Origin of the sequence: Streptomyces sp. NPDC004732 (assembly GCF_040609235.1) — a bacterium.
Classification (GTDB): Bacteria; Actinomycetota; Actinomycetes; order Streptomycetales; family Streptomycetaceae; genus Streptomyces.
The window spans coordinates 57,112-78,068 of the sequence record NZ_JBEXJR010000022.1 but is presented as its reverse complement, the minus strand read 5'-3'; the positions used below and the strand labels follow the sequence as shown (position 1 = coordinate 78,068).

Sequence of the window (20,957 nt, the reverse complement as noted above, 5' to 3'; positions counted from 1 at the left end):
GGCCTTACGCAGGACCAGAGATGCAGGGCTAGAGGTACAGGACTAGAGCTCGGGGCCGTCCCCGGGCTCTTCCTGGTACGAGTAGCGCTGCTCGCGCCAGGGGTCGCCGAGGTTGTGGTAGCCGCGCTCCTCCCAGAAGCCGCGGCGGTCGGCGGTCATGTACTCGACGCCGCGGACCCACTTGGGGCCCTTCCACGCGTACAGATGCGGGACCACGAGCCGCAGCGGGAAACCGTGCTCCGCGGTGAGCAGTTCGCCGCCCTTGTGCGTGGCGAGAATCGATCGGTCGGAGGCGAAGTCCGCCATCCGCATGTTCGAGCTGAAGCCGTACTCGGCCCAGACCATCACATGCGTGGCATTGGCCGCGGGCGGCACGATCTCCAGGAGCGTCCGGGCCGGGAGCCCGCCCCACTCGGCGCCCAGCATGCTGAACTTCGTCACGCAGTGCAGATCGGCGACCACGGAGTCGTACGGCAGGGCGGAGAACTCGTCGTGCGACCAGCAGTGCTTCTCGCCGTCCGCCGTGGCCCCGAAAACCCTGAACTCCCAGCGCTCGGGCCGGAACTTCGGCACCGGGCCGTAGTGCGTGACCGGCCAGCCGCGCTGCAGCCGCTGACCCGGCGGAAGCTCCGGCTCCGCTGCCTGTCGAGATGCGCGTTCCGCCGGCTGACCCATGGCTCCATCCTGACAGACCCGGGGCGGTGGACGTGACCAGCCGGAGCGCGGGCAGCACCGATCGGGGCAACTCCTACTAAGCGTGCACTTACTGGACGCCCTCCGAACACCGGTGCAAGGATGCGCGCTACCTGCCCAGTCACCCGCGTGGAAGGAGCCTCTGCGATGCAGGGCGACCCCGAGGTCATTGAATTTCTCAACGAGCAGCTGACCGCCGAACTCACGGCGATCAACCAGTACTTTCTCCACGCCAAGATGCAGGAAAACTTCGGCTGGACGAAGCTCGCGAAGTACACCCGGTCCGAGTCGTTCGACGAGATGAAGCACGCGGAGGTGCTGACCGACCGGATCCTGTTCCTCGACGGCCTGCCCAATTATCAGCGGCTCTTCCATGTGCGCGTGGGCCAGACGGTCACGGAGATGTTCCAGGCCGACCGCCAGGTCGAGGTGGAGGCGATCGACCGCCTGCGGCGCGGGATCGAGGTGATGCGCGCCAAGGGCGACATCACATCCGCGAATATCTTCGAGTCGATCCTTGAGGACGAGGAGCACCACATCGACTATCTCGACACTCAGCTCGAGCTCGTCGAGAAGCTGGGTGAGGCGCTCTACATCGCGCAGCTCATCGAGCAGCCGGAGGGCTAAGCGGCCTCGTCCAGGCCGGGGGCCAGGCTGGCTTCCAGGCCGGTGAGCGCCGGTTCTCCCTGGTCCACGAGGTCGCGGCGGGGGCATGCGCCCCGGCCGAGCAGCGCCTGGATGCGGCGCACGCACGAACCACAGTCCGTGCCCGCCTTGCAGGCCGACGCTATCTGGCGGGGGGTGCAGGCACCGTCCGCCGCGTGCTTCTTCACCTGCGCCTCGGTGACCCCGAAGCAGTTGCAGACGTACACGCGGTTCACCTCGCAGACGGAACAGTCAGGACTCATCGGTAGCGCCGTCCCGATGAATCGGTGAGGCTAACCTAACCTTACCCGCGACATCCTGCACGCAAAAGCCCCGGATACGCCGGTGGGGCGCGGATCACACGGATCCGCGCCCCACGCTTACGTACGGAGGAGAACTACTGGTCGCGGTACATCTCCGCCACCAGGAACGCCAGGTCCAGCGACTGGCTGCGGTTGAGCCGCGGGTCGCAGGCCGTCTCGTAGCGCTGGTGCAGGTCGTCGACGAAGATCTCGTCGCCGCCGCCCACGCACTCGGTGACGTCGTCACCGGTGAGCTCGACGTGGATGCCGCCCGGGTGGGTGCCGAGGGCCTTGTGGACCTCGAAGAAGCCCTTGACCTCGTCGAGCACGTCGTCGAAGCGGCGGGTCTTGTGGCCCGATGCCGCCTCGTAGGTGTTGCCGTGCATCGGGTCGGTGATCCAGGCGACGGTCGCGCCGGACGCGGTGACCTTCTCGACGAGCTCGGGCAGCTTGTCGCGGACCTTGTCGGCGCCCATGCGGACGATGAAGGTCAGCCTGCCGGGCTCGCGGTCGGGGTCGAGACGCTCGATGTACTGCAGCGCCTCCTCGGCCGTCGTGGTCGGGCCGAGCTTGACGCCGATGGGGTTGCGCACCTGGGCCGCGAACTCGATGTGCGCGTGGTCCAGTTGACGGGTGCGCTCACCGATCCAGACCATGTGGCCCGAGGTGTCGTACAGCCGGCCGGTGCGGGAGTCGGTGCGGGTCAGCGCCGATTCGTAGTCGAGGAGCAGCGCCTCGTGCGAGGCGTAGAACTCGACGGTCTTGAACTCCTCCGGGTCGGTGCCGCAGGCCCGCATGAAGTTCAGCGCGTTGTCGATCTCGCGGGCCAGCTGCTCGTACCGCTGGCCGGAGGGGGACGACTTCACGAAGTCCTGGTTCCAGGCGTGCACCTGGCGCAGGTCGGCGTAGCCACCGGTGGTGAAGGCGCGCACCAGGTTGAGCGTGGAGGCGGACGCGTTGTACATCCGCTTCAGGCGCTCGGGGTCCGGGATCCGGGCCTTCTCGTTGAAGTCGAAGCCGTTGACGGAGTCGCCCCGGTAGGTCGGGAGCGTTACGCCGTCGCGGGTCTCGGTGCCCTTGGAACGCGGCTTCGAGTACTGCCCCGCGATGCGGCCCACCTTCACGACGGGCACGGAGGCCGCGTACGTGAGGACGGCGCCCATCTGGAGCAGCGTCTTCAGCTTGTTCCGGATGTGATCGGCGGACACGGCGTCGAAGGCCTCGGCACAGTCGCCGCCCTGGAGGAGGAACGCCTCTCCCTTGGCGACAGAGGCCAGTCGGGCGCGCAGCTGGTCGCACTCGCCCGCGAAGACGAGCGGCGGATACGACTCGAGGTCCGCGATCACATCGCGCAGAGCCTCGGCATCGGGGTACTCGGGCTGCTGCGCCGCGGGCAGGTTTCGCCAGGTGTTGCCACTGGAAGCGGTGGTCTTAGCGTTCACGGTCACCTCGTCAACACTACGGGGTGATGCGCCCCGTCCATCCCCCCGCTCACGAAGTGAGACGGAGGAGACACCATGGAGTGATTGCTTCCCCTTGAGGTGTCCCGTGGGGCGTCCCGACGATGCGCTAGGGTGCGGGTCATGCGTACGCAGACGACGAACCAGAACTGGTGGTGGCCCGCTTCTCCGGCGGCCCACTGACTCTGCGCGCACACAGACTCGCGAAGGCCGCCCGAGGGGCGGCCTTCAGTGTTTTCCGGACTTCGCCGGGAGCGGGCCGTTCCTCTCCGAGTGAGAAGGAACAGCCCATGCAGCCAGCACAGCAGCCGACACAGCAACTGACAGAGCTCCTGGCCGACGATCGCCCGTTCGCCCTGCTGCGCCGCCGCACGCCGGGCCACGACCACGACACGGTCGAGGTCCTGACCGGCCCCACCGGAACGTACGAGCGGCTCGCGGACATCCCCGAAGGTCTCGCCCTGGTGCCCTTCCGGCAGATCAGGGAGCGCGGCTTCGACGTCCGCGACGACGGCACACCGCTGACCGTGCTGACCCCCGAGGAGCGGTACGAACTGCCGCTCGCCGATGCCCTTGCGGCGCTGCCCGCGCACGACGTGCGGGTCGAGGGCGGGGCCTTCGACGTGGACGACGCGGCGTACGCGGACATCGTGGGGCGGGTCCTGCGCGAGGAGATCGGCCGGGGCGAGGGCGCCAACTTCGTCATCCGTCGTACGTACGAGGGTGAGATCCCGGGGTTCGGCAGGGCCGACGCCCTCGCGCTCTTCCGGCGGCTGCTCGTGGGTGAGCGGGGCGCGTACTGGACGTACGTCGTGCACACCGGGGACCGGACGCTCGTCGGGGCCAGCCCCGAGGTGCATGTGCGGATGTCCGGCGGGACCGTCGTCATGAACCCGATCAGCGGGACCTACCGCTACCCGGCCGACGGGCCCACCCCCGACGACCTGCTCGCCTTCCTCGCCGACGGCAAGGAGATCGAGGAGCTGTCGATGGTCGTCGACGAGGAGCTCAAGATGATGTGCACGGTCGGCGACATGGGCGGTGTGGTGATCGGGCCGCGGCTGAAGGAGATGGCCCATCTGGCGCACACCGAGTACGAGTTGCGGGGCAAGTCGTCGCTGGACGTGCGGGACGTCCTGAAGGAGACGATGTTCGCGGCGACCGTCACCGGGTCGCCGGTGCAGAACGCCTGCCGCGTGATCGAACGCTACGAGCCCCTCGGGCGGGACGGTGTGGGCCGGGGCTACTACGCGGGCGCCCTCGCGCTCATCGGCAGGGACGCGGGCGGCGCGCAGACGCTGGACTCCCCCATCCTCATCCGGACCGCCGACATCTCCGCCACCGGGCGGCTGCGGGTGCCGGTGGGCGCCACCCTGGTGCGCGGCTCCGACCCGATGAGCGAGGTCGCCGAGACGCACGCGAAGGCGGCGGGCGTGCTGGCCGCCCTCGGCGTGCGCCCAGGGCGCCCCCGCAACGAGGAGGCGCGGCCCGCCCTCGCCGACGATCCCCGGGTGCGGGCGGCGCTGGACGGCAGGCGCGCGGCCCTGGCGCCGTTCTGGCTGCGGATGCAGGAGCGCACGGGCGAGCTGACCGGACACGCGCTCGTCGTGGACGGCGAGGACACGTTCACGGCGATGCTCGCGCACGTCCTGCGCTCCTGCGGCCTTCGGGTGTCGGTGCGGCGGTACGACGAGGAGGGGCTGCGGGAGGCCGTGCTCGCGCACGAGGGGCCCGTGGTGCTCGGCCCCGGTCCCGGCGACCCGTCCGACCTCGCCGACCCGAAGATGCGGTTCCTGCGCGCCCTGGCGGCGGAGGTGATCGGCTCCCATGAGCACGGCGTGCTCGGCGTCTGCCTCGGGCACGAGCTGATCGCGGCGGAGCTCGGCCTGGAGATCGTGCGCAAGGAGGTGCCGTACCAGGGCGCGCAGACGGGCATCGACCTGTTCGGGCAGGCCGAGACGGTCGGGTTCTACAACAGCTTCGTGGCGCGCTGCGACGACGAGGCGGCGATGGAGCTGGCCGCGCACGGCGTCGAGGTCAGCAGGGACGCGGCGAGCGGCGAGGTGCACGCGGTGCGCGGGAGCTCCTTCGCGGGCGTGCAGTTCCACCCGGAGTCGGTGCTGACGCTGCGCGGGGCCGGGATCGTGCGGGAACTGCTCGGTCAGCTCCTGGCCGAGGCCGGGACGAGGACGTTCTCGGAGCGGCGGCCCGCCTGATAGTCCAGGACGTTGCGCACCGTGGTGTCGATGATCTGGCCGACCGCGTCCACGGTGTAGTACGCCTGGTGGGAGGTGACCACGACGTTCGGGAAGGTGACGAGGCGGGCCAGGGTGTCGTCCTCGACGACCTCCAGGGACTTGTCGAGGAAGAAGAGGCCCGCCTCCGCCTCGTAGACGTCCAGGCCCACCCCGGTGAAGCGCCCCGCGCGCAACTCTCCGACCAGGGCCTCGGTGTCGATCAGGCCGCCGCGGCTGGAGTTCACCAGGATCGCGTCGTCCTTCATGGTGCGCAGCGCCTCGGCGCCGATGAGGTGCTGGGTGGACGGGAGCAGCGGCACGTGCAGGCTGATGAGGTCGGCCTCGGCGAGGAGTTCGGCCTTGTCCACGTACTCCATGCCGAGCTCGGTGCAGGCGGGGTTCTCGGTGACGTCCCAGCCGAGCAGGCGCATGCCGAAGCCGTGCGCGATACGGGTGAACGCCTCGCCGATCTTGCCGGTGCCGAGCACCCCGGCCGTGCGGCCCCGCAGGTCGCGGCCCATCAGGCCGTCGAGGCGGAAGTCGAAGTCGCGGGTGCGGTTGCTCGCGCGGACGATGCGGCGGTTGACGGCCATCGCGAGGGTCCAGGCGAACTCGGCCACGGAGTAGGGCGAGTAGTACGAGACGCGGGCGACGGTCAGGCCGAGGCGCTCGGCGACCTCCAGGTCGATGTTGTTGAACCCGGTGGACCGCTGGGCGATCATCTGCGTCCCGCCCGCCGCGAGGGTCTGCAGGACGCGGTTGTTCAGCGTGGCGTTGACGCTGGAGGAGACGATCTCGTACCCGGCGGCGATGGGGGCGGTGTCCTCGTTGAGGAACACGTCCAGGCAGCGGACGTCGTGGTGGCCGTGGAAGGCCTTCTCGATCAGCGGCTTCTCGTCCGACTGCACGCCGAACGCGAGGATCTCCATGGGCGTGAGTCTATGTACCGGCTCCGGGGACGGCACCCGGAAGCGGGGCCGGGGCCGTCCCGTCGTGCTGCGGCTGCGGGGCCGGTCAGCCGAAGAAGACGCCGACCTCCTGGTACAGCGCCGGGTCCACCGTCTTCAGCTTCGCCGTGGCCTGCGCGATCGGGACGCGGACGATGTCCGTGCCCTGGAGGGCCACCATCTTCCCGAAGTCGCCGTCCCGCACGGCCTCGATCGCGTGCAGCCCGAACCGCGTGGCGAGCCAGCGGTCGAAGGCGCTCGGGGTGCCGCCGCGCTGGACGTGCCCGAGGACCGTGGTGCGCGCCTCCTTGCCGGTGCGCCCCTCGATCTCCTTGGCCAGCCACTCGCCGACCCCGGAGAGCCTGACGTGCCCGAAGGAGTCCTGCGTGCCGTCCTTGAGGACCATCTCGCCGTCCTTGGGCATCGCGCCTTCCGCGACGACGACGATGGGGGCGTACGACGCCTTGAAGCGCGAGGTCACCCAGGCGCAGACCTGGTCGACGTCGAAGCGCTGCTCCGGGATGAGGATGACGTTCGCGCCGCCCGCGAGGCCGGAGTGCAGGGCGATCCAGCCCGCGTGGCGGCCCATGACCTCGACGACGAGGACGCGCATGTGCGACTCGGCGGTGGTGTGCAGCCGGTCGATCGCCTCGGTCGCGATGCCGACCGCGGTGTCGAAGCCGAAGGTGTAGTCGGTGGCGGAGAGGTCGTTGTCGATGGTCTTCGGGACGCCGACGACCGGGACGCCGTACTCGTCGGTGAGCCGCGCGGCGACGCCGAGCGTGTCCTCGCCGCCGATCGCGATGAGGGCGTCCACCTCGTACTTGGCGAGGTTCTCCTTGATGCGGCGCACCCCGTTCTCCACCTTGAGCGGATTGGTGCGCGAGGAGCCGAGGATGGTGCCGCCGCGTGGCAGGATGCCGCGGACCGCGGGGATGTCGAGCGGGACGGTGTCGCCCTCCAGCGGACCGCGCCAGCCGTCCCGGAAGCCGACGAAGTCGTAGTCGTACTCCTGCACGCCCTTGCGGACGACGCCCCGGATGACGGCATTGAGCCCGGGGCAGTCGCCGCCTCCGGTCAGTACGCCGATTTTCTTGGACCCCATGGAAAAGTCCCTTCGCCTCAGTGACCTGATGCGCATCACGCTAATGGTGATCCAGGTCACTCAGGGACGGTATGAACAGCCAATTCCCTTGTCGCACTGGGGAGTTGATCATGCACGTTCACTCGTACGAGGGGTCAGGCGTCGTCGGGCTTGTCGATGCCGCGCTCTATCGCGTACCGCACGAGCTCCACCCTGTTGTGCAGCTGGAGCTTGCCCAGGGTGTTCTGGACGTGGTTCTGCACGGTGCGGTGGGAGATGACCAGGCGCTCGGCGATCTGCTTGTAGCTCAGGCCCTTGGCGACAAGGCGCAGGACCTCCGTCTCGCGGTCGGTGAGCTGCGGGGCCTTGGGGTCGTCGGGGGTGCCGGTCGCGGGCTCGGTGGCCAGGCGGCGGTACTCGCCGAGGACCAGGCCCGCGAGGCCCGGAGTGAAGACCGCGTCGCCGACGGCCGTGCGGCGCACCGCGTCGATCAGCTCCTCGGTGGACGCCGACTTCAGCAGATAGCCGGTGGCGCCGGACTTGACCGCCTCCAGGACGTCGGCGTGCTCACCGCTCGCCGAGAGGACCAGGACGCGCAGCGCGGGGTTGGCGCCGACGAGCTCCTTGCAGACCTGCACGCCCGGCTTCAGCGGCAGGTTCAGGTCGAGGACCAGCACGTCGGGGGCGGCGGCCTGCGCGCGGCGGACCGCCTGCTCGCCGTCGCCCGCGGTGGCGACCACGTCGAGGCCCGCCTCGGCGAGGTCACGGGCCACGGCGTCGCGCCACATGGGGTGGTCGTCGACGACCATGACCTTGATCGGAGCGGCCGTCCGCCCGTCCGCCGCGGGGCCGGTCGCTGTGTTCTCCGTGGGACCCGTGACCCCTGCGGCCCCATTGGCCGGTTCCTGCCGCTGCTGCTGCTCGTTCATCTCGCCTTTCCTGCCTTCCCCCGTGCGTCCCGCGCCGCTGCGCGCGGCACTTTCAGTTCCACTTCCGTCCCCTGGCCCGGCACCGAGATCAGCTCGGCCGTGCCCCCGATGTCCCGCAGCCGCCCCCTGATCGACAGGGCCACGCCGAGGCGGCCCTCCCCCTCGGCCTCCGCGAGCCGCCCCTCCGGGATGCCGGGGCCGTCGTCCCTGACCGTCACGATCACCTCGTCGGGCTCGTCCTCGACCAGGATCCACGCGCGGGCGTCGGCGCCCGCGTGCCTGCGGACATTGTCCAGGGCGGCACCGACAGCGGCGGCCAGCTCCCGCGCGGCCCCCGGCGCCAGGAGCACCGGCGCCCCGGGCTCGGAGAGGGTGACCAGCGCCCCCGCGTGCGGGACCAGGAGCGAGCGCAGATCGCAGGGCGCCGCGCCGTCCGGCTCGGCCGGGTCGTTGTCGGGGACCTCTACCGCGCGGACGACGGCGCCCTGCGAGATGTCCTCGGACGCGTGCGAGGCGGGCACCATGCCCCCGGCGACCAGGGTGCGCAGCGCGACCTCCTGCTCGCCCGCGAGCCGCCCGAGCTCCGCGGCCTCGCCGCCGATGGCGGTGCCGCGCCGCTGCACCATGGCCAGGACCTGGAGGACGCTGTCGTGGATGTCGCGGGCGAGCCGCTCGCGCTCGCGGGTCGCGGCCTCTATCTCCAGGGCGCGGGCCAGGGTGCGCTCGGAGGCGCGGGCCAGCTCCACCACGTAGCCGATGGCGATGGAGGCGATGCAGACCAGCAGCACGTTGTGCAGGGTGTCGCGGCTGAACGCGCCGCGCTGCACCACGTTGGCGACACCCACCAGCAGGGACGCCGAGGCCGCCCAGCGCCAGCCGCCCTTGATGGCGAACGCGAGCACGGAGCCCGCGGTCCATATGGAGGGCAGGGTCGGGACGCCGTCGATGATGCGCTGCTGCGAGTCGGCGAGCGGCGTCAGCAGGATGCCCACGAGGGCGACCGTCAGGTCCGCGACGAGGAAGCGCCGGGTGCAGCTCGCCGCGTTCGCGACGCGGGGCAGGGTGGCCAGGGTCCAGGGGGCGAGCACCGCGTAGTAGGCGACGGCCAGCCAGGGGCGGTCCAGCTTGTCGTGTGCCGCCACGAAGAGCCCGATCGCGTACAGCATCGTCAGGACGCGGTAGGCGGTGAGCGCACGCCACAGCGGCTGCTCGACCGACATCCTCATGACTTTTTCGCGCTTGGCCATGTCCCCCGCCGCCGCCCGTGTGCCCACCCCTGAACGGACGCGGCTAGGAGCCGGTCCGTTCCTTCTGCCCGTCATCGGCCTTCTCCGCCGCCTCGGCCTTCTCCGCCGCCTTGGCCGCCTTCGCCGCATCGGTGATCTGACGCTTCGCGGCCGTCGCGTACATGTCGACGTACTCCTGGCCGGAGAGCTTCATGATCTCGTACATGACCTCGTCCGTCAGCGCGCGCAGCACGAAGCGGTCCTGCTCCATGCCCTGGTAGCGCGTGAAGTCGAGCGGCTTGCCGATGCGGATGCCGGGGCGCATCAGCTTGGGCATCACCTTGCCGGGCGGCTGGATCTTCTCGGTGTCGATCATCGCGACGGGGAGCACGGGCGCGCCCGTGGCCAGTGCCACGCGGGCGAGGCCGCCCGGCTTGCCGCGGTAGAGACGCCCGTCGGGCGACCGCGTGCCCTCGGGGTAGATGCCGAAGAGCTCGCCGCGCTCCAGGACCTCGATGCCGCTCTTGATGGCCGCCTCGCCCGCGCCGCGCCCGCCGGAGCGGTCCACGGGGAGCTGGCCCACGCCCTTGAAGAAGGCCGCGGTGAGCCTGCCCTTCACACCGGGCGAGGTGAAGTACTCCGCCTTGGCGATGAAGGTGACCTTGCGGTCGAGGACCGCGGGAAGGAAGAAGGAGTCCGAGAAGGAGAGGTGGTTGCTCGCCAGAATGGCGGGACCCTCGGCGGGGACGTTCTCAAGGCCCTCCACCCAGGGCCTGAAGCCGAGCTTCAGCGGCCCTCCGATGGCAACCTTCATTGCGCCGTAGATCAAACCGAGTGCCTCCTGTTTCTGTGGATCAGACCTTAACCCGGGGTACGGCCAATGGGCCCGACGACCCTGGTCGGTGTCAGTCCGGTCGCGTACGGTGAAGTACTCCCACCTCTCACGAAGGAGACCGAAGTGCCGGTCCTCCCCGGAGCCGAGCCGTACCGCCACGAAGGCGGCGAGGTCGGCGTCCTCCTCTGCCACGGCTTCACCGGATCCCCGCAGTCGCTGCGCCCCTGGGCCGAGTACCTGGCGGAGCGCGGCCTCACCGTCTCGCTGCCGCTGCTGCCCGGCCACGGCACACGCTGGGAGGACATGCAGGTCACCGGCTGGCAGGACTGGTATGCCGAGGTGGAGCGCGAGCTGCGGTCGCTGCTCGACCGGTGCGCGCGGGTCTTCGTCTTCGGGCTCTCCATGGGCGGGGCGCTCGCGCTGCGCCTCGCGGCGAAGCACGGGGACGCGATCAGCGGCCTCGTCCTGGTCAACCCGGGGAACAAGGTGCACGGCCTCGCGGCGCACGCGCTGCCCGTCGTGCGCCACCTCGTGCCGAGCACGAAGGGCATCGCCAGCGACATCGCCAAGCCCGGCTCCGAAGAGATCGGGTACGGCCGGGTGCCGCTGCACGCCGCGCACTCCCTGCGCCGCTTCTTCCAGGTGGTCGACGCCGAGCTGCCGCAGGTGACCCAGCCGCTGGTGGTCCTGCACAGCCCGCACGACCACGTCGTGCCGCCCGCCGACTCGGCCCGGATCCTCAGCCGCGTCTCCTCCACGGACGTCGAGGAGATCCTGCTGGAACAGAGCTACCACGTCGCGACGTTGGACCACGACGCGGACCGGATCTTCGAGGAGAGTTACGCGTTCATCGGCCGGCTCGCCCCCAGCGTCGGTAAGGAAGGGACGGCCACCGGTGGCTGAGCACGAGGCGGACCGCGAGGACAGTCGCGAGCCCGAGAAGAGCAAGGTCCCCCAGGACGGGGTGCCCGGGGAGGGCGCTCCCGCGGACGGGGTGCCCCTGGACGAGGATGCCGCCTGGCGGGCGATCGTCGCGGGGTACGGCGAGGAGCCCGTGGACCCGCCGGGCGCCAAGCCCTTCAAGTCCATCGAGGACCTGGCGCTCCTGGAGACGGAGACGAACGGCCCGGCGAGCGGCTCCGGCGAGCCCGTCGCGGACCACAAGCCCGGCGGCGACAAGCCCGGCCCCGACAGACCGCTCGGCAGCTCCGTCTCCTTCGCGCCCGGCATCGGCGGCCCGCGCGACTACACCACGCCGGAGCCCTCCGAGAAGGACTTCGACGCGGACGACGAGGGGCACTTCGTGCCGCCCGAGCCGCCGCCGCTGCCCGACGCCGACGTGACGGCCAAGTTCGCCTGGCTCGGTGTGCTCGGCGGCCCGCTGCTCATCCTGCTGGCCGTGCTCTTCGGCTGGCAGATGACGTGGTGGCTGACGACGCTCGGCATCGGCGGCTTCCTGGGCGGTTTCGCCACGCTCGTGATGCGGATGAACAGCGGGGACGACGAGGAGGACGAGGACCCGGGACGCGGCGCGGTCGTCTGAGGCCCACCCCCACATAACCCCCGTCACCCTCGCAACCCCCGCCACCCACAGCCTCTGGGGCCCGTCCGGAACCTCTCCGGACGGGCCCCGCGCATGTCGCGCACCCCGATGGAACCCGATCGGGCCGAGCGGCGAAGAAGGGGTGAACCACCGAACGAGCCCAAGCCTTCGAGGCGTTCAGACGAACGAAAGGAGCCCCGATGACCGTCGACCCCGGCGTCCCCCTTCGAACGGGGCAGCGCACTTGCGACAAGAGCGACGCCTGGTCCATCGAGCGGTCCCGGGATGAGCCCGAGCAGTTCGCCGCCCTCTACGACCGGCATGCCGACGCCGTGTACCGGTACGCGGCACGCCGGCTCGGTCCCGAGGCGGCGGAAGACCTGATGGCCGACACCTTCACCACCGCCTTCCAGCAGCGGCACCGCTACGACCTGGCGCGGGCCGACGCCCGCCCCTGGCTGTTCGGCATCGCGACCAACCTCATCGGCAGGCACCGCAGGGCCGAGGCCCGCCGTTTCAAGGCGCTGGCCAAGGTGCCCGCCCCGGTGCCGCACGACGAGCCGGTCGCCGACCTCGCGGTCGCCCGCGCGGGCGCCGAGGGGCTCCGCGGCGACCTGGCCGCGGCCCTGGCCGGGCTCTCCGCCCGGCACCGCGACGTGGTCCTGCTGGTGGCCTGGGCCGACCTCAACTACGAAGAGGCGGCGCAGGCGTTGGGGGTGCCCGTCGGCACCGTCAGATCGAGGCTGCACCGGGCTCGCAGCACATTGCGCGAAGCACTGGGCGGATCCGATCCGACAGCTTTCCAGGAGGCACACGCCCATGAATGAGCTCGATGAACTGCGCGACTGGGACGCGGGCGCTCCCCCGCTCGACGACGACACCCGCCACCGCGCGCGGGTGCGCCTGTTCGCCGCGATGAACGAACCGGCCGCCCCGGTACGTCCCCTCTGGCGCCGCCCCGTGCTGCGCATCGCCGTCGCGGGGACCGTCGCGGCCGCCGTGGCGGGCACCGTGCTGGTCTCGGTGAACAGTGGCGACGACGAGGAGGCCCGCGCCAAGCCGCCCGGGAACAGCGCCCCGTCGATGCGCAACGTCAGCGCCAGGGCCGTGCTCAACGGCGCGGCCGCCTACGAACGGAAGCACGAGAAGACCGTGGCCCCGCGCGACGACCAGTACATCTACACGAAGGAGATCATCAAGGAGACCGAGAAGGACACGGGAGAGGTCGAGCGGCACGTCGACGAGAACTGGCGTTCCGTGGACGGCTCGAAGCGCTCCTGGGTCATGGAGATCGGCAAGGGCTGGTGGTCGGAGCCGCTCAAGGAGAACGAGGGGATGTGGCCCCCGCAGGACTGGGGCACCCTGAAGAAGCTCTCGACCGACCCGGAGAAGCTGATCCTCTCGCTGCTCCACAAGAGCGGCCCGAACGACAAGAACGACTCCCTGGACGAGATCACCGACCAGGAGTGGTCGGACATCCACTTCAGCCTCGCCGGTCTGCTGAAGCTGGTCCCGGTGATGCCGAAGGGGCTGCGCCCGGCCGCGTACGAGGCGCTCGGCATGGTCCCCGGGGTGAAGGCGGTCCCCGGCCAGCAGGACGCAAAGGGCCGCACGGGGGTGGCGATCACCTACGACGACCCGACGCGGCAGGGCTCGTCGTTCGGCGGCTACTTCATCTTCGACCCGGAGACGTACGCGTTCCTGGGCTTCCGTGACACCCGCACCTCGGGTGACGGCAAGAACATGAAGACGTACACCCAGCTCTCGTACCTCGACAGCTGGGCGATCACCGACAAGGTCAAGCAGCGGCCGTAGCGGCCGGGACCCTGAGGGCGGCCAGGACCGGAAGGTGGTCCGTGGCCGCCCTCAGGTCTGCCCTGCTCACCCCGGGGAGGTCCAACGGCACGCCGCAGCCGAGGACTTCGACGCCGGAGGTCGCGAAGACCGCGTCGATGCGCTGGTGCGGGTCGTCCGGCGTCGAGGTGTTCTCGCTGCCCCAGGGCCTGGCCGTCCAGCAGTCCTGGAGCGCGGCGGCGAGCCTGCGGAACGTCCGGCCGCCCGGCCGCTCGTTGAGGTCGCCGCCCGCGACCGCGTGCGCCACGCCCATCCCGGCGAGCCGGTCGAGCAGCATCCCGCCCTGCGCGTACCGCTCGTCGCTCTGCAGGCTCAAGTGGCAGCTCAGGACGCCGATCCTGGCGCCGCCGAAGCGGACGACGGCGGTCGCGAAGCCGCGCCGGTGCAGCCCGGGGGTGAGCGGGAGCAGGACGTCCTCGGTGCGCTCGACCGTGGCGCGCAGCGAGCAGAGCAGCGCGGGCCCGGCCGCGGAGCCGCCGCCGGAGAGGATCACCAGGTCGGCCGCGCGCGCCAGGCGGGCCAGCTTCTTGCGCCAGCGGAAGAAGCGCGGGGCCTCCTGGACCAGGACGAGGTCGGGGGCGCAGGCGGCGATGACCCGGGCGAGCGCCGCGGTGTCGTCGCGCATCGAGCGGATGTTGTAGCTGAGCACCCGGATGACGGCCGAACCGTCGGCTTCGGTGCGGGAGTTGGGGAGCGGTTCGCTGACCATGGCGATCAAGATACGACAGTGCCCGCCGCTCCCGGAGAGGACGCGACGGGCACCGGTGCGCCGAGCGGCGCGGAATCACATGACGGGGTCGGGCTCCCGCGCCAGGTCCGCCGCGCCGACCAGGCCCGCCTTGTTGCCCAGCTGGGCGGCGATGACCTCGGCCTCGGGGCGCCAGGCGGCGCCGACGAGCCAGCGCTTGAAGGACTTGCGGATCGGGTCGAGGACCAGTTCGCCCTCGTCCGAGAGGCCGCCGCCGACGATGAAGGCGGACGGGTCGAAGAGCGACGCCAGGTCGGCGAGGCCCGCGCCCGCCCAGCGGGCCAGCTCGCGGTAGGAGTCGATCGCGACGGCGTCGCCCTGCCGGGCCGCCATCGAGATGTGCTTGCCCTCGACGCCCTCGGGGGTGCCGTCGCCCAGCGAGAGCAGGTACTCCGCGTTCTCGGGGGTGGCGTTGGCGCGCTGCTTCGCGTACCTCACGAGGGCGCGGCCCGACGCGTACTGCTCCCAGCAGCCCTGGCTGCCGCAGCCGCAGAGCAGGCCGTCCGGGACCATCCGGATGTGGCCGAACTCGGCGGCCACGCCGAAGTGGCCGCGGCGCAGCTTGTTGCCGATGATGATGCCGCCGCCGAGGCCGGTGCCGAGCGTGATGCAGATGACGTTGCGGTGGCCCTTGCCGCCGCCGAAGCGGTACTCGCCCCACGCGGCCGCGTTCGCGTCGTTCTCCACGACCACGGGCAGCCCGACGCGCTTCTCGACCTCTTCCTTGAGCGGCTCCTGGCGCCAGTCGATGTTCGGCGCGAAGTACACCGTGGAGCGCTGCCGGTTGACGTACCCGGCGGCGCCGATGCCGACGCCGACGATGTCGTGCCCGGCCCGTGCGCCCGCCACGGCGGAGGCGATCGCGTCGACGATGGCCTCGGAAGTACCAGGGGTCGGCACCTTGAAGGTCGAGAGGATGTTGCCGTCCTCGTCGACCACTCCGGCCGCGATCTTGGTGCCGCCGATGTCGACGCCGATGGTGAGTCCCATGAATCCCTCAGTTCGATCGAGCCCCGCTACGGCCCACCGTACCCGAGGGGGGTCAGTCCAGATCGATGTGTTCGCCCGCCGAGGAGCCGCCGTCGCGAGGATCCCGGGCCGGTGCGCCGTCCTCCGTGGCGCCGCCCGTACCGCCGCCGCGGGTCCACCGGTTCTCCTGGCCCTCGACCGCCGAGCGGTAGGCGGCGAGCAGCTCGGATCCGGCCGCGGCGAGGTGGTCGAAGACGTCGGGGTTGCGCTCGATGACCGGCTCGACGACGGCCTTCGCCTCTCTGGCGACCTGCTTGAGGGTCTGCTCGACGGCGCCCTGCGCGACCGCGCCGAGCAGCGGCGCCTGCAGTCCGGAGAGCTTCTCCGACACGGCGTCGACGAGCTTGCGCAGCTCCTCGGCGGCGGAGCCGGGCGGGGGCCCGTACTGCGCGCGGCGGCGGGCCTTCTCCGCCGCGAGATCCTCGGCGCACGCCTGCTCCCAGGCGTCGGCGTGACTTTCCTGGGGTTCCGGGGCTTCGCGCTCGGTGCCATCGCTCATGCCACTCGACGTTACCCGAATGGAGGTACGGCGTTCACCGCTCGCGCGGCCACAGATCCGGGTCGGGCGTGAAGCGCACCCGCAGCTCGCCCTCGCGCAGCCCGGCCCCCGCGACGGTGCAGCGGCGCAGCGCGGACGGCAGGGTGACGATGCGGCGGTAGGGGCCCGCGGTGACGACGAGTTCGTCGCCGCGCCGGATCAGGCCGAGCTGCTCGCGGGTGACGCCGGGGAGCGGGATGTGCCAGACGTAGGTGTGGCCGCTGTCGTCGGCGGGGGCCTCGGTGACGGGCCAGGCAGCGGGCGCGGGGGCCGCGGCGGGCGCCGTCAGGCCGAGGGCCGCGAGGTCGTCGGCGCCGCGGGGGTCGTGGCCGAGGTGCGGGACCCGGCGGACGTGGTCGTACGTCGACTCCCACTCGTCCAGCGTCTTGTGCTGCTGGGCGGCGAGTCCGGCGAGCCAGGTGTCGGGGCTCGCGTCCGGCAGGATCCGGTTGGCGACGACGAGGTCGGTGCGCAGGCCCTGCAGGGCCAGGCCGGTGGCGGCGGTGCGGATGGCGTCGGCGCCCGCGGGGCCCGGTTCGGCGACCAGGCGGACGGTGGTGGCGGGGTCCTCGATCACGCGCTGGACGGCGGCGAGTTCGTCCGCCCTGCGGGCGGCGGTCTCGTACAGCCAGGCGGCGGGCATCGGGACACCGGCGAGGCGGCCGAGCATGGGGCGCAGGGCGCGGGCCGCCTGCCGCTCGGGCGGGAGCAGCCTGCGCAGGTAGCGGCGGAGCTGCTCGGGCAGGGCGAGGGTCGCGAGGGTCCTCGGGGTGGCGGGGAGGTCGACGACCACGGTGTCGTACGCGTCGTCGCGGGCGGCGTCGCGCAGGGCGCGCAGCAGGGCCAGCTCCTCGGCGCCGGGCAGCGGTGTCAGCTCCTCGCCGTCGAGCCGCTCGGCGCCGAGCAGGTCGAGGGCGGAGGCGGCACGTTCCTGCAGGGCGAGCAGGTCGTCGCGGAAGCGGTCGTCGGGGGCCAGGCGCAGGGCGGTGGGCCCGGGCTGCGCGTCCGGGGCGCCGAGCGCCGCGCCGAGGGTGTCGGCGCGGTCGGCGGAGATCACCAGGGTCCGGTGGCCCGCTCGCGCCGCGGCGAGCGCGGTGGCGGCGGCGACGGTGGTACGTCCGGAGCCGCCGGGGCCGGTGACGAGGAGGGTGCGCATGGTGGTGAACGGTACGTCAGGCGGCGGGGCGGGTGCGGGGGCGCCCACTCGCCGTGGGGGGCTGCTTCGTTTGCGGCTCCCGGTGCGTCGGGGTTGCTCGCGCAGTTCCCCGCGCCCCTGAAGCCCGGGCTGCGCCCGGCTTCCCCCTCGGTGCCCTCAGGCTTCCTTGGACTCGACCCGCTTCTTGAGGCCTGCCAGGGCTCGGTCGATGATGACCTTCTCCGCCTTGCGCTTGATCATGCCGAGCATCGGGATCTTGACGTCGACGGTGAGGCGGTAGGTGACCTCGGTGCCGGAGCCCTTGGGCCGCAGCAGGTAGGAGCCGTCCAGCGAGCGCAGCATCTGGGACTTCACGAGGGTCCAGCTGACCTCGTCGTCGCCGGTCCAGGTGTAGCCGAGCGTCTGGTCGTCCTTGATCGCGCCCGCGTCCATGACGAGACGGACCTGTTCGGCACGGCCCCGCTCATCGGTGGCGAGCACCTGGGCCTCCTTCACCTCTCCGGTCCAGTCCGGGTAGCGAGCGAAGTCGGCGATCACTCCCATGACCTCGGCCGGTGCCGCCTCGATCGTGATGCTCGAGCTGGTGTGTTCCGCCATCGCTGTGGCTCCTCCAGATGCGGTCCGGGATGAGGGGGGTTGTGCAACGCGTGAAGGCTACCGCGCGCCAGGTGGTCACCACTCCAGGGCCCACGGCCTTGACGTCCCGGCGAAGTGCCCGACGTTCACGCACTCCGTCGCCCCGATGCGCATGCGCCGGACCAGCGGCTGGTGGACGTGGCCGAAGAGGGCGTACTTGGGGCGGGTCCTGCGGATCGCTTCGAGCAGCGCCCGGCTGCCCCGCTCGAAGCGGCGCGCCACGGTGTCGTAGAGGAGCTCGGGTACGTCCGGCGGGATGTGCGTGCACAGGACGTCGACCTCGCCGACCGCTTCGATCTTGGCCGCGTACTCCTCGTCGCTGATCTCGTAGGGCGTACGCATCGGGGTGCGCAGCCCGCCGCCGACGAACCCGAAGACACGGCCGCCGATCTCGACGCGCTCGCCGTCGAGGACGGTGATGCCGTCCCCGGCGTACTCGGGCCACAGGGAGGGGATGTCGACGTTGCCGTAGGTGGCGTAGGTCGGAGTGGGGAAGGCCGCGAACATTTCGGCGTACTGCTTGCGGACGGCGCTCTCGATCGCCGCGCCCCGCTCGCTGTCGATGGCCCCCCACAGTTTCCGGCCGAACTCCCTGGCCTCGTCGAAACGGCGTGCCGTGCGGAGTTCCACCAGCCTGGACGCGTTCTCCGCGCCGAAGAGGTCGGGGAAGATGCCGCGCGAGTGGTCGGCGTAGTCGAGGAAGAGGACCAGGTCGCCCAGGCAGACCAGCGCGTCCGCGCCGTCCCCCGCCCGCGCGAGGGCTTCGGTGTTGCCGTGCACGTCACTGACCACATTGACCCGGAAAGCTGGCATGCCGATCACCCTAGGACGGCCGCCTCGCGGACGGTAGAGGCCCATTACAGCGGCCGGACCTGCGGTTACTTCCGAGTCGGGAAGACGGTGGCGTACTGTGCGATTCAGACCACGACGACGTGTGACGCACCGAACATCTGGGCCTGCCCCCCTACCGAACCAGCCATACCGATGGGTAACGTCCGGGCAGTCCAGTAGTGCTCAGCCCCCCACTCGACTGAGCACCTGCCCGATCTTGGACCGCACCGTCGCAGCACACAACGTCGTGGCGCCGGCGCCCTATGTAGGAGCAGCAGTCTTGCGCGAGTTCAGCCTTCCGGCCCTGTACGAGGTCCCTGCGGACGGCAATCTGACCGACATCGTCCGGAGAAATGCCGCGCAGCACCCGGACGTCGCCGTCATCGGCCGCAAGGTCGACGGCCGCTGGCAGGACGTCACAGCCAAGGCCTTCCTCGCCGACGTGCGCGCCACCGCCAAGGGTCTGATCGCCGCCGGAGTGAGTCCGGGCGACCGCGTCGGCCTGATGTCCCGCACCCGGTACGAGTGGACGCTCCTCGACTTCGCCATCTGGAGCGCGGGCGCGGTCACCGTCCCCGTGTACGAGACGAGCTCCGCCGAGCAGATCCAGTGGATCCTCGGCGACTCCGGCGCCGTGGCCTGCATCGTCGAGCTGGATGCCCATGCCGCCGCCGTCGATTCGGTGCGCGACCGGCTGCCCGCCCTGGACAGCATCTGGCAGATCGACAAGGGCGGCGTCGAGGAGCTGCACCGCACCGGCGCCGACGTCCCGGACACGACCGTGGACGAGCGCAGCGCGGTCGCCGGGGCCGACGACCCGGCCACCATCGTCTACACCTCGGGCACCACGGGCCGCCCCAAGGGCTGCGTCCTCACCCACCGCAGCTTCTTCGCGGAGTGCGGCAACGTGGTGGAGCGCCTCAAGCCCCTCTTCCGTACGGGCGAGTGCTCGGTCCTGCTCTTCCTGCCCGTCGCGCACGTCTTCGGGCGGCTCGTCGAGGTCGCCGCGCTGATGGCGCCGATCAAGCTGGGCCACGCACCCGACGTCAAGAACCTCACGGACGAGCTCGCCTCCTTCCGGCCGACCATGATCCTGGGCGTGCCGCGCGTCTTCGAGAAGGTCTACAACTCGGCGCGCGCGAAGGCGCAGGCCGACGGCAAGGGCAAGATCTTCGACAAGGCCGCGGACACGGCCATCGCGTACAGCCGCGCGCTCGACACCCCGTCGGGTCCCTCCCTCGGTCTGAAGGTCAAGTACAAGGTCTTCGACAAGCTGGTCTTCAGCAAGCTGCGCGCGGTCCTCGGCGGCCGCGGCGAGTACGCGATCTCCGGCGGCGCCCCGCTCGGCGAGCGCCTGGGCCACTTCTTCCGCGGCATCGGCTTCACCGTCCTGGAGGGCTACGGCCTGACCGAGTCCTGTGCGGCCACCGCCTTCAACCCGTGGGACCGCCAGAAGATCGGCACGGTCGGCCAGCCGCTGCCGGGCTCCGTGGTGCGGATCGCCGACGACGGCGAGGTCCTGCTCCACGGCGAGCACCTGTTCAAGGGGTACTGGAACAACGAGGGCGCCACCGAAGAGGCGCTCGCCGACGGCTGGTTCCACAGCGGCGACATCGGCACCCTCGACGAGGACGGCTATCTGCGCATCACCGGCCGCAAGAAGGAGATCATCGTGACGGCGGGCGGCAAGAACGTCGCTCCCGCCGTGATCGAGGACCGCATCCGCGCGCACGCCCTGGTCGCCGAGTGCATGGTCGTCGGCGACGGCCGCCCGTTCGTGGGCGCGCTCGTCACGGTCGACGACGAGTTCCTCGGCCGCTGGGCCACCGAGCACGGCAAGCCCGCCGACTCCACGGCGGCCTCCCTCCGTGACGACGCGGATCTGCTTGCGGCGATCCAGAGCGCGGTGGACGACGGCAACGCGGCGGTCTCCAAGGCGGAGTCCGTACGCAAGTTCCGGGTCCTCGGCTCCCAGTTCACGGAGGAGTCGGGGCATCTGACGCCTTCGCTGAAGCTGAAGCGGAATGTGGTGGCGAAGGATTACGCGGACGAAATCGAGGCGATTTACCGCGGGTAGCGTTGGCGGGGGCGCCCACTCGCCGTGGGGGTGCTGCCTCGTGGGCGGCTCCCGGTGCGTCGTGGCCGCTCGCGCAGTTCCCCGCGCCCCTGGGAGCGTGGGCTGCGCCCAGCTCCCACCAGCTCCCCCCTGCCCCTCCCCGTCCTCCTCCGCCCCCTGGAGGCGGCGGAGCCGCCTTTCAGGGGCG

At 71.2% G+C, this 20,957-nt stretch carries 21 protein-coding genes; 7 read left to right on the top strand and 14 right to left on the bottom strand.

What is annotated here, in order from left to right; all coding sequences use genetic code 11:
- Positions 1–42 precede the first annotated feature (42 nt).
- Complete coding sequence (locus tag ABZV77_RS40245; protein ID WP_356267936.1) at positions 43–675, bottom strand: sulfite oxidase-like oxidoreductase; 633 nt, start codon at positions 673–675, stop codon at positions 43–45.
- Between the two features lie 165 nt (positions 676–840).
- Here ABZV77_RS40245 and bfr point away from each other — a divergent pair, with 165 nt between their 5' ends.
- The gene (gene bfr, locus ABZV77_RS40240) at positions 841–1,320 is read left to right on the top strand and encodes a bacterioferritin (RefSeq protein WP_055568502.1); all 480 of its coding nucleotides are present in this window, start codon (positions 841–843) and stop codon (positions 1,318–1,320) included.
- On the opposite strand, the gene ABZV77_RS40235 is transcribed toward bfr, so the two are convergent.
- Positions 1,317–1,574 carry a (2Fe-2S)-binding protein gene (locus tag ABZV77_RS40235; RefSeq protein WP_356267974.1) on the bottom strand — a complete coding sequence of 86 codons (258 nt, stop codon included), beginning with the start codon at positions 1,572–1,574 and terminating at the stop codon, positions 1,317–1,319. The genes bfr and ABZV77_RS40235 overlap by 4 nt on opposite strands.
- A gap of 161 nt (positions 1,575–1,735) precedes the next feature.
- The gene (locus tag ABZV77_RS40230; protein WP_356267934.1) at positions 1,736–3,088 is read right to left on the bottom strand and encodes a class II 3-deoxy-7-phosphoheptulonate synthase; all 1,353 of its coding nucleotides are present in this window, start codon (positions 3,086–3,088) and stop codon (positions 1,736–1,738) included.
- A 302-nt stretch (positions 3,089–3,390) separates the two neighbouring features.
- Here ABZV77_RS40230 and ABZV77_RS40225 point away from each other — a divergent pair, with 302 nt between their 5' ends.
- Positions 3,391–5,316, top strand: coding sequence for an anthranilate synthase family protein (locus ABZV77_RS40225; RefSeq protein ID WP_356267933.1), 1,926 nt, complete (start codon positions 3,391–3,393; stop codon positions 5,314–5,316).
- Here the strand turns inward: ABZV77_RS40225 and ABZV77_RS40220 are convergent.
- The 5 genes from ABZV77_RS40220 to ABZV77_RS40200 all read right to left on the bottom strand — a co-directional run bounded on the left by ABZV77_RS40220 (position 5,262) and on the right by ABZV77_RS40200 (position 10,349).
- On the bottom strand, positions 5,262–6,266 hold the full coding sequence (locus ABZV77_RS40220; RefSeq protein WP_356267931.1) for a 2-hydroxyacid dehydrogenase: 1,005 nt from the start codon (positions 6,264–6,266) through the stop codon (positions 5,262–5,264). The two genes, ABZV77_RS40225 and ABZV77_RS40220, sit on opposite strands and share 55 nt — an antisense overlap.
- Positions 6,267–6,351: 85 nt before the next feature.
- Complete coding sequence (locus tag ABZV77_RS40215; protein WP_356267929.1) at positions 6,352–7,389, bottom strand: 6-phosphofructokinase; 1,038 nt, start codon at positions 7,387–7,389, stop codon at positions 6,352–6,354.
- 134 nt (positions 7,390–7,523) lie between these two features.
- Positions 7,524–8,177 (bottom strand): response regulator transcription factor, encoded by a 654-nt coding sequence (locus ABZV77_RS40210; RefSeq protein ID WP_055568507.1) that lies wholly within the window; start codon positions 8,175–8,177, stop codon positions 7,524–7,526.
- 116 nt (positions 8,178–8,293) lie between these two features.
- Complete coding sequence (locus tag ABZV77_RS40205; RefSeq protein ID WP_356267927.1) at positions 8,294–9,544, bottom strand: DUF5931 domain-containing protein; 1,251 nt, start codon at positions 9,542–9,544, stop codon at positions 8,294–8,296.
- A 43-nt stretch (positions 9,545–9,587) separates the two neighbouring features.
- The gene (locus tag ABZV77_RS40200) at positions 9,588–10,349 is read right to left on the bottom strand and encodes a lysophospholipid acyltransferase family protein (protein ID WP_356267972.1); all 762 of its coding nucleotides are present in this window, start codon (positions 10,347–10,349) and stop codon (positions 9,588–9,590) included.
- Between the two features lie 132 nt (positions 10,350–10,481).
- Here ABZV77_RS40200 and ABZV77_RS40195 point away from each other — a divergent pair, with 132 nt between their 5' ends.
- The 4 genes from ABZV77_RS40195 to ABZV77_RS40180 all read left to right on the top strand — a co-directional run bounded on the left by ABZV77_RS40195 (position 10,482) and on the right by ABZV77_RS40180 (position 13,716).
- Positions 10,482–11,261 (top strand): alpha/beta fold hydrolase, encoded by a 780-nt coding sequence (locus ABZV77_RS40195; protein ID WP_356267925.1) that lies wholly within the window; start codon positions 10,482–10,484, stop codon positions 11,259–11,261.
- Entirely contained in the window at positions 11,254–11,901 is a 648-nt protein-coding gene (locus ABZV77_RS40190; protein WP_356267923.1) for a hypothetical protein, read from the top strand. The genes ABZV77_RS40195 and ABZV77_RS40190 overlap by 8 nt, the downstream gene beginning before the upstream one ends.
- A 200-nt stretch (positions 11,902–12,101) precedes the next feature.
- Positions 12,102–12,728, top strand: a complete 627-nt coding sequence (locus ABZV77_RS40185; RefSeq protein WP_356267921.1) for an RNA polymerase sigma factor — start codon at positions 12,102–12,104, stop codon at positions 12,726–12,728.
- A complete protein-coding gene (locus ABZV77_RS40180; RefSeq protein WP_356267919.1) occupies positions 12,721–13,716 on the top strand; it encodes a CU044_5270 family protein in 996 nt (331 codons plus the stop codon). Before ABZV77_RS40185 ends, ABZV77_RS40180 begins: the two co-directional genes overlap by 8 nt.
- Here ABZV77_RS40180 and ABZV77_RS40175 read toward each other — a convergent pair.
- From ABZV77_RS40175 to ABZV77_RS40150, 6 genes are all read right to left on the bottom strand, one after another.
- On the bottom strand, positions 13,700–14,464 hold the full coding sequence (locus tag ABZV77_RS40175; protein WP_356267917.1) for an endonuclease/exonuclease/phosphatase family protein: 765 nt from the start codon (positions 14,462–14,464) through the stop codon (positions 13,700–13,702). The genes ABZV77_RS40180 and ABZV77_RS40175 overlap by 17 nt on opposite strands.
- A 75-nt stretch (positions 14,465–14,539) precedes the next feature.
- Entirely contained in the window at positions 14,540–15,493 is a 954-nt protein-coding gene (locus tag ABZV77_RS40170) for an ROK family glucokinase (RefSeq protein WP_055568491.1), read from the bottom strand.
- Between the two features lie 52 nt (positions 15,494–15,545).
- A complete protein-coding gene (locus tag ABZV77_RS40165) occupies positions 15,546–16,031 on the bottom strand; it encodes a DUF5304 domain-containing protein (RefSeq protein ID WP_356267915.1) in 486 nt (161 codons plus the stop codon).
- Between the two features lie 34 nt (positions 16,032–16,065).
- Complete coding sequence (locus tag ABZV77_RS40160; RefSeq protein ID WP_356267913.1) at positions 16,066–17,226, bottom strand: ArsA-related P-loop ATPase; 1,161 nt, start codon at positions 17,224–17,226, stop codon at positions 16,066–16,068.
- A 156-nt stretch (positions 17,227–17,382) separates the two neighbouring features.
- Positions 17,383–17,823 carry an SRPBCC family protein gene (locus ABZV77_RS40155; RefSeq protein WP_356267911.1) on the bottom strand — a complete coding sequence of 147 codons (441 nt, stop codon included), beginning with the start codon at positions 17,821–17,823 and terminating at the stop codon, positions 17,383–17,385.
- A gap of 75 nt (positions 17,824–17,898) precedes the next feature.
- The gene (locus ABZV77_RS40150) at positions 17,899–18,675 is read right to left on the bottom strand and encodes a metallophosphoesterase (protein WP_356267909.1); all 777 of its coding nucleotides are present in this window, start codon (positions 18,673–18,675) and stop codon (positions 17,899–17,901) included.
- Between the two features lie 298 nt (positions 18,676–18,973).
- Here ABZV77_RS40150 and ABZV77_RS40145 point away from each other — a divergent pair, with 298 nt between their 5' ends.
- A complete protein-coding gene (locus ABZV77_RS40145) occupies positions 18,974–20,770 on the top strand; it encodes an AMP-dependent synthetase/ligase (protein ID WP_356267907.1) in 1,797 nt (598 codons plus the stop codon).
- The last annotated feature ends 187 nt before the right edge of the window (positions 20,771–20,957 follow it).

Coding starts and splice junctions, on each gene's coding strand:
- ABZV77_RS40245 (WP_356267936.1), bottom strand. CDS start 675: ATGGGTCAGCCGGCGGAACGCGCATCTCGACAGGCAGCGGAGCCGGAG.
- bfr (WP_055568502.1), top strand. CDS start 841: ATGCAGGGCGACCCCGAGGTCATTGAATTTCTCAACGAGCAGCTGACC.
- ABZV77_RS40225 (WP_356267933.1), top strand. CDS start 3,391: ATGCAGCCAGCACAGCAGCCGACACAGCAACTGACAGAGCTCCTGGCC.
- ABZV77_RS40220 (WP_356267931.1), bottom strand. CDS start 6,266: ATGGAGATCCTCGCGTTCGGCGTGCAGTCGGACGAGAAGCCGCTGATC.
- ABZV77_RS40215 (WP_356267929.1), bottom strand. CDS start 7,389: ATGGGGTCCAAGAAAATCGGCGTACTGACCGGAGGCGGCGACTGCCCC.
- ABZV77_RS40210 (WP_055568507.1), bottom strand. CDS start 8,177: ATGGTCGTCGACGACCACCCCATGTGGCGCGACGCCGTGGCCCGTGAC.
- ABZV77_RS40205 (WP_356267927.1), bottom strand. CDS start 9,544: ATGGCCAAGCGCGAAAAAGTCATGAGGATGTCGGTCGAGCAGCCGCTG.
- ABZV77_RS40185 (WP_356267921.1), top strand. CDS start 12,102: ATGACCGTCGACCCCGGCGTCCCCCTTCGAACGGGGCAGCGCACTTGC.
- ABZV77_RS40180 (WP_356267919.1), top strand. CDS start 12,721: ATGAATGAGCTCGATGAACTGCGCGACTGGGACGCGGGCGCTCCCCCG.
- ABZV77_RS40175 (WP_356267917.1), bottom strand. CDS start 14,464: ATGGTCAGCGAACCGCTCCCCAACTCCCGCACCGAAGCCGACGGTTCG.
- ABZV77_RS40170 (WP_055568491.1), bottom strand. CDS start 15,493: ATGGGACTCACCATCGGCGTCGACATCGGCGGCACCAAGATCGCGGCC.
- ABZV77_RS40165 (WP_356267915.1), bottom strand. CDS start 16,031: ATGAGCGATGGCACCGAGCGCGAAGCCCCGGAACCCCAGGAAAGTCAC.
- ABZV77_RS40160 (WP_356267913.1), bottom strand. CDS start 17,226: ATGCGCACCCTCCTCGTCACCGGCCCCGGCGGCTCCGGACGTACCACC.
- ABZV77_RS40155 (WP_356267911.1), bottom strand. CDS start 17,823: ATGGCGGAACACACCAGCTCGAGCATCACGATCGAGGCGGCACCGGCC.
- ABZV77_RS40150 (WP_356267909.1), bottom strand. CDS start 18,675: ATGCCAGCTTTCCGGGTCAATGTGGTCAGTGACGTGCACGGCAACACC.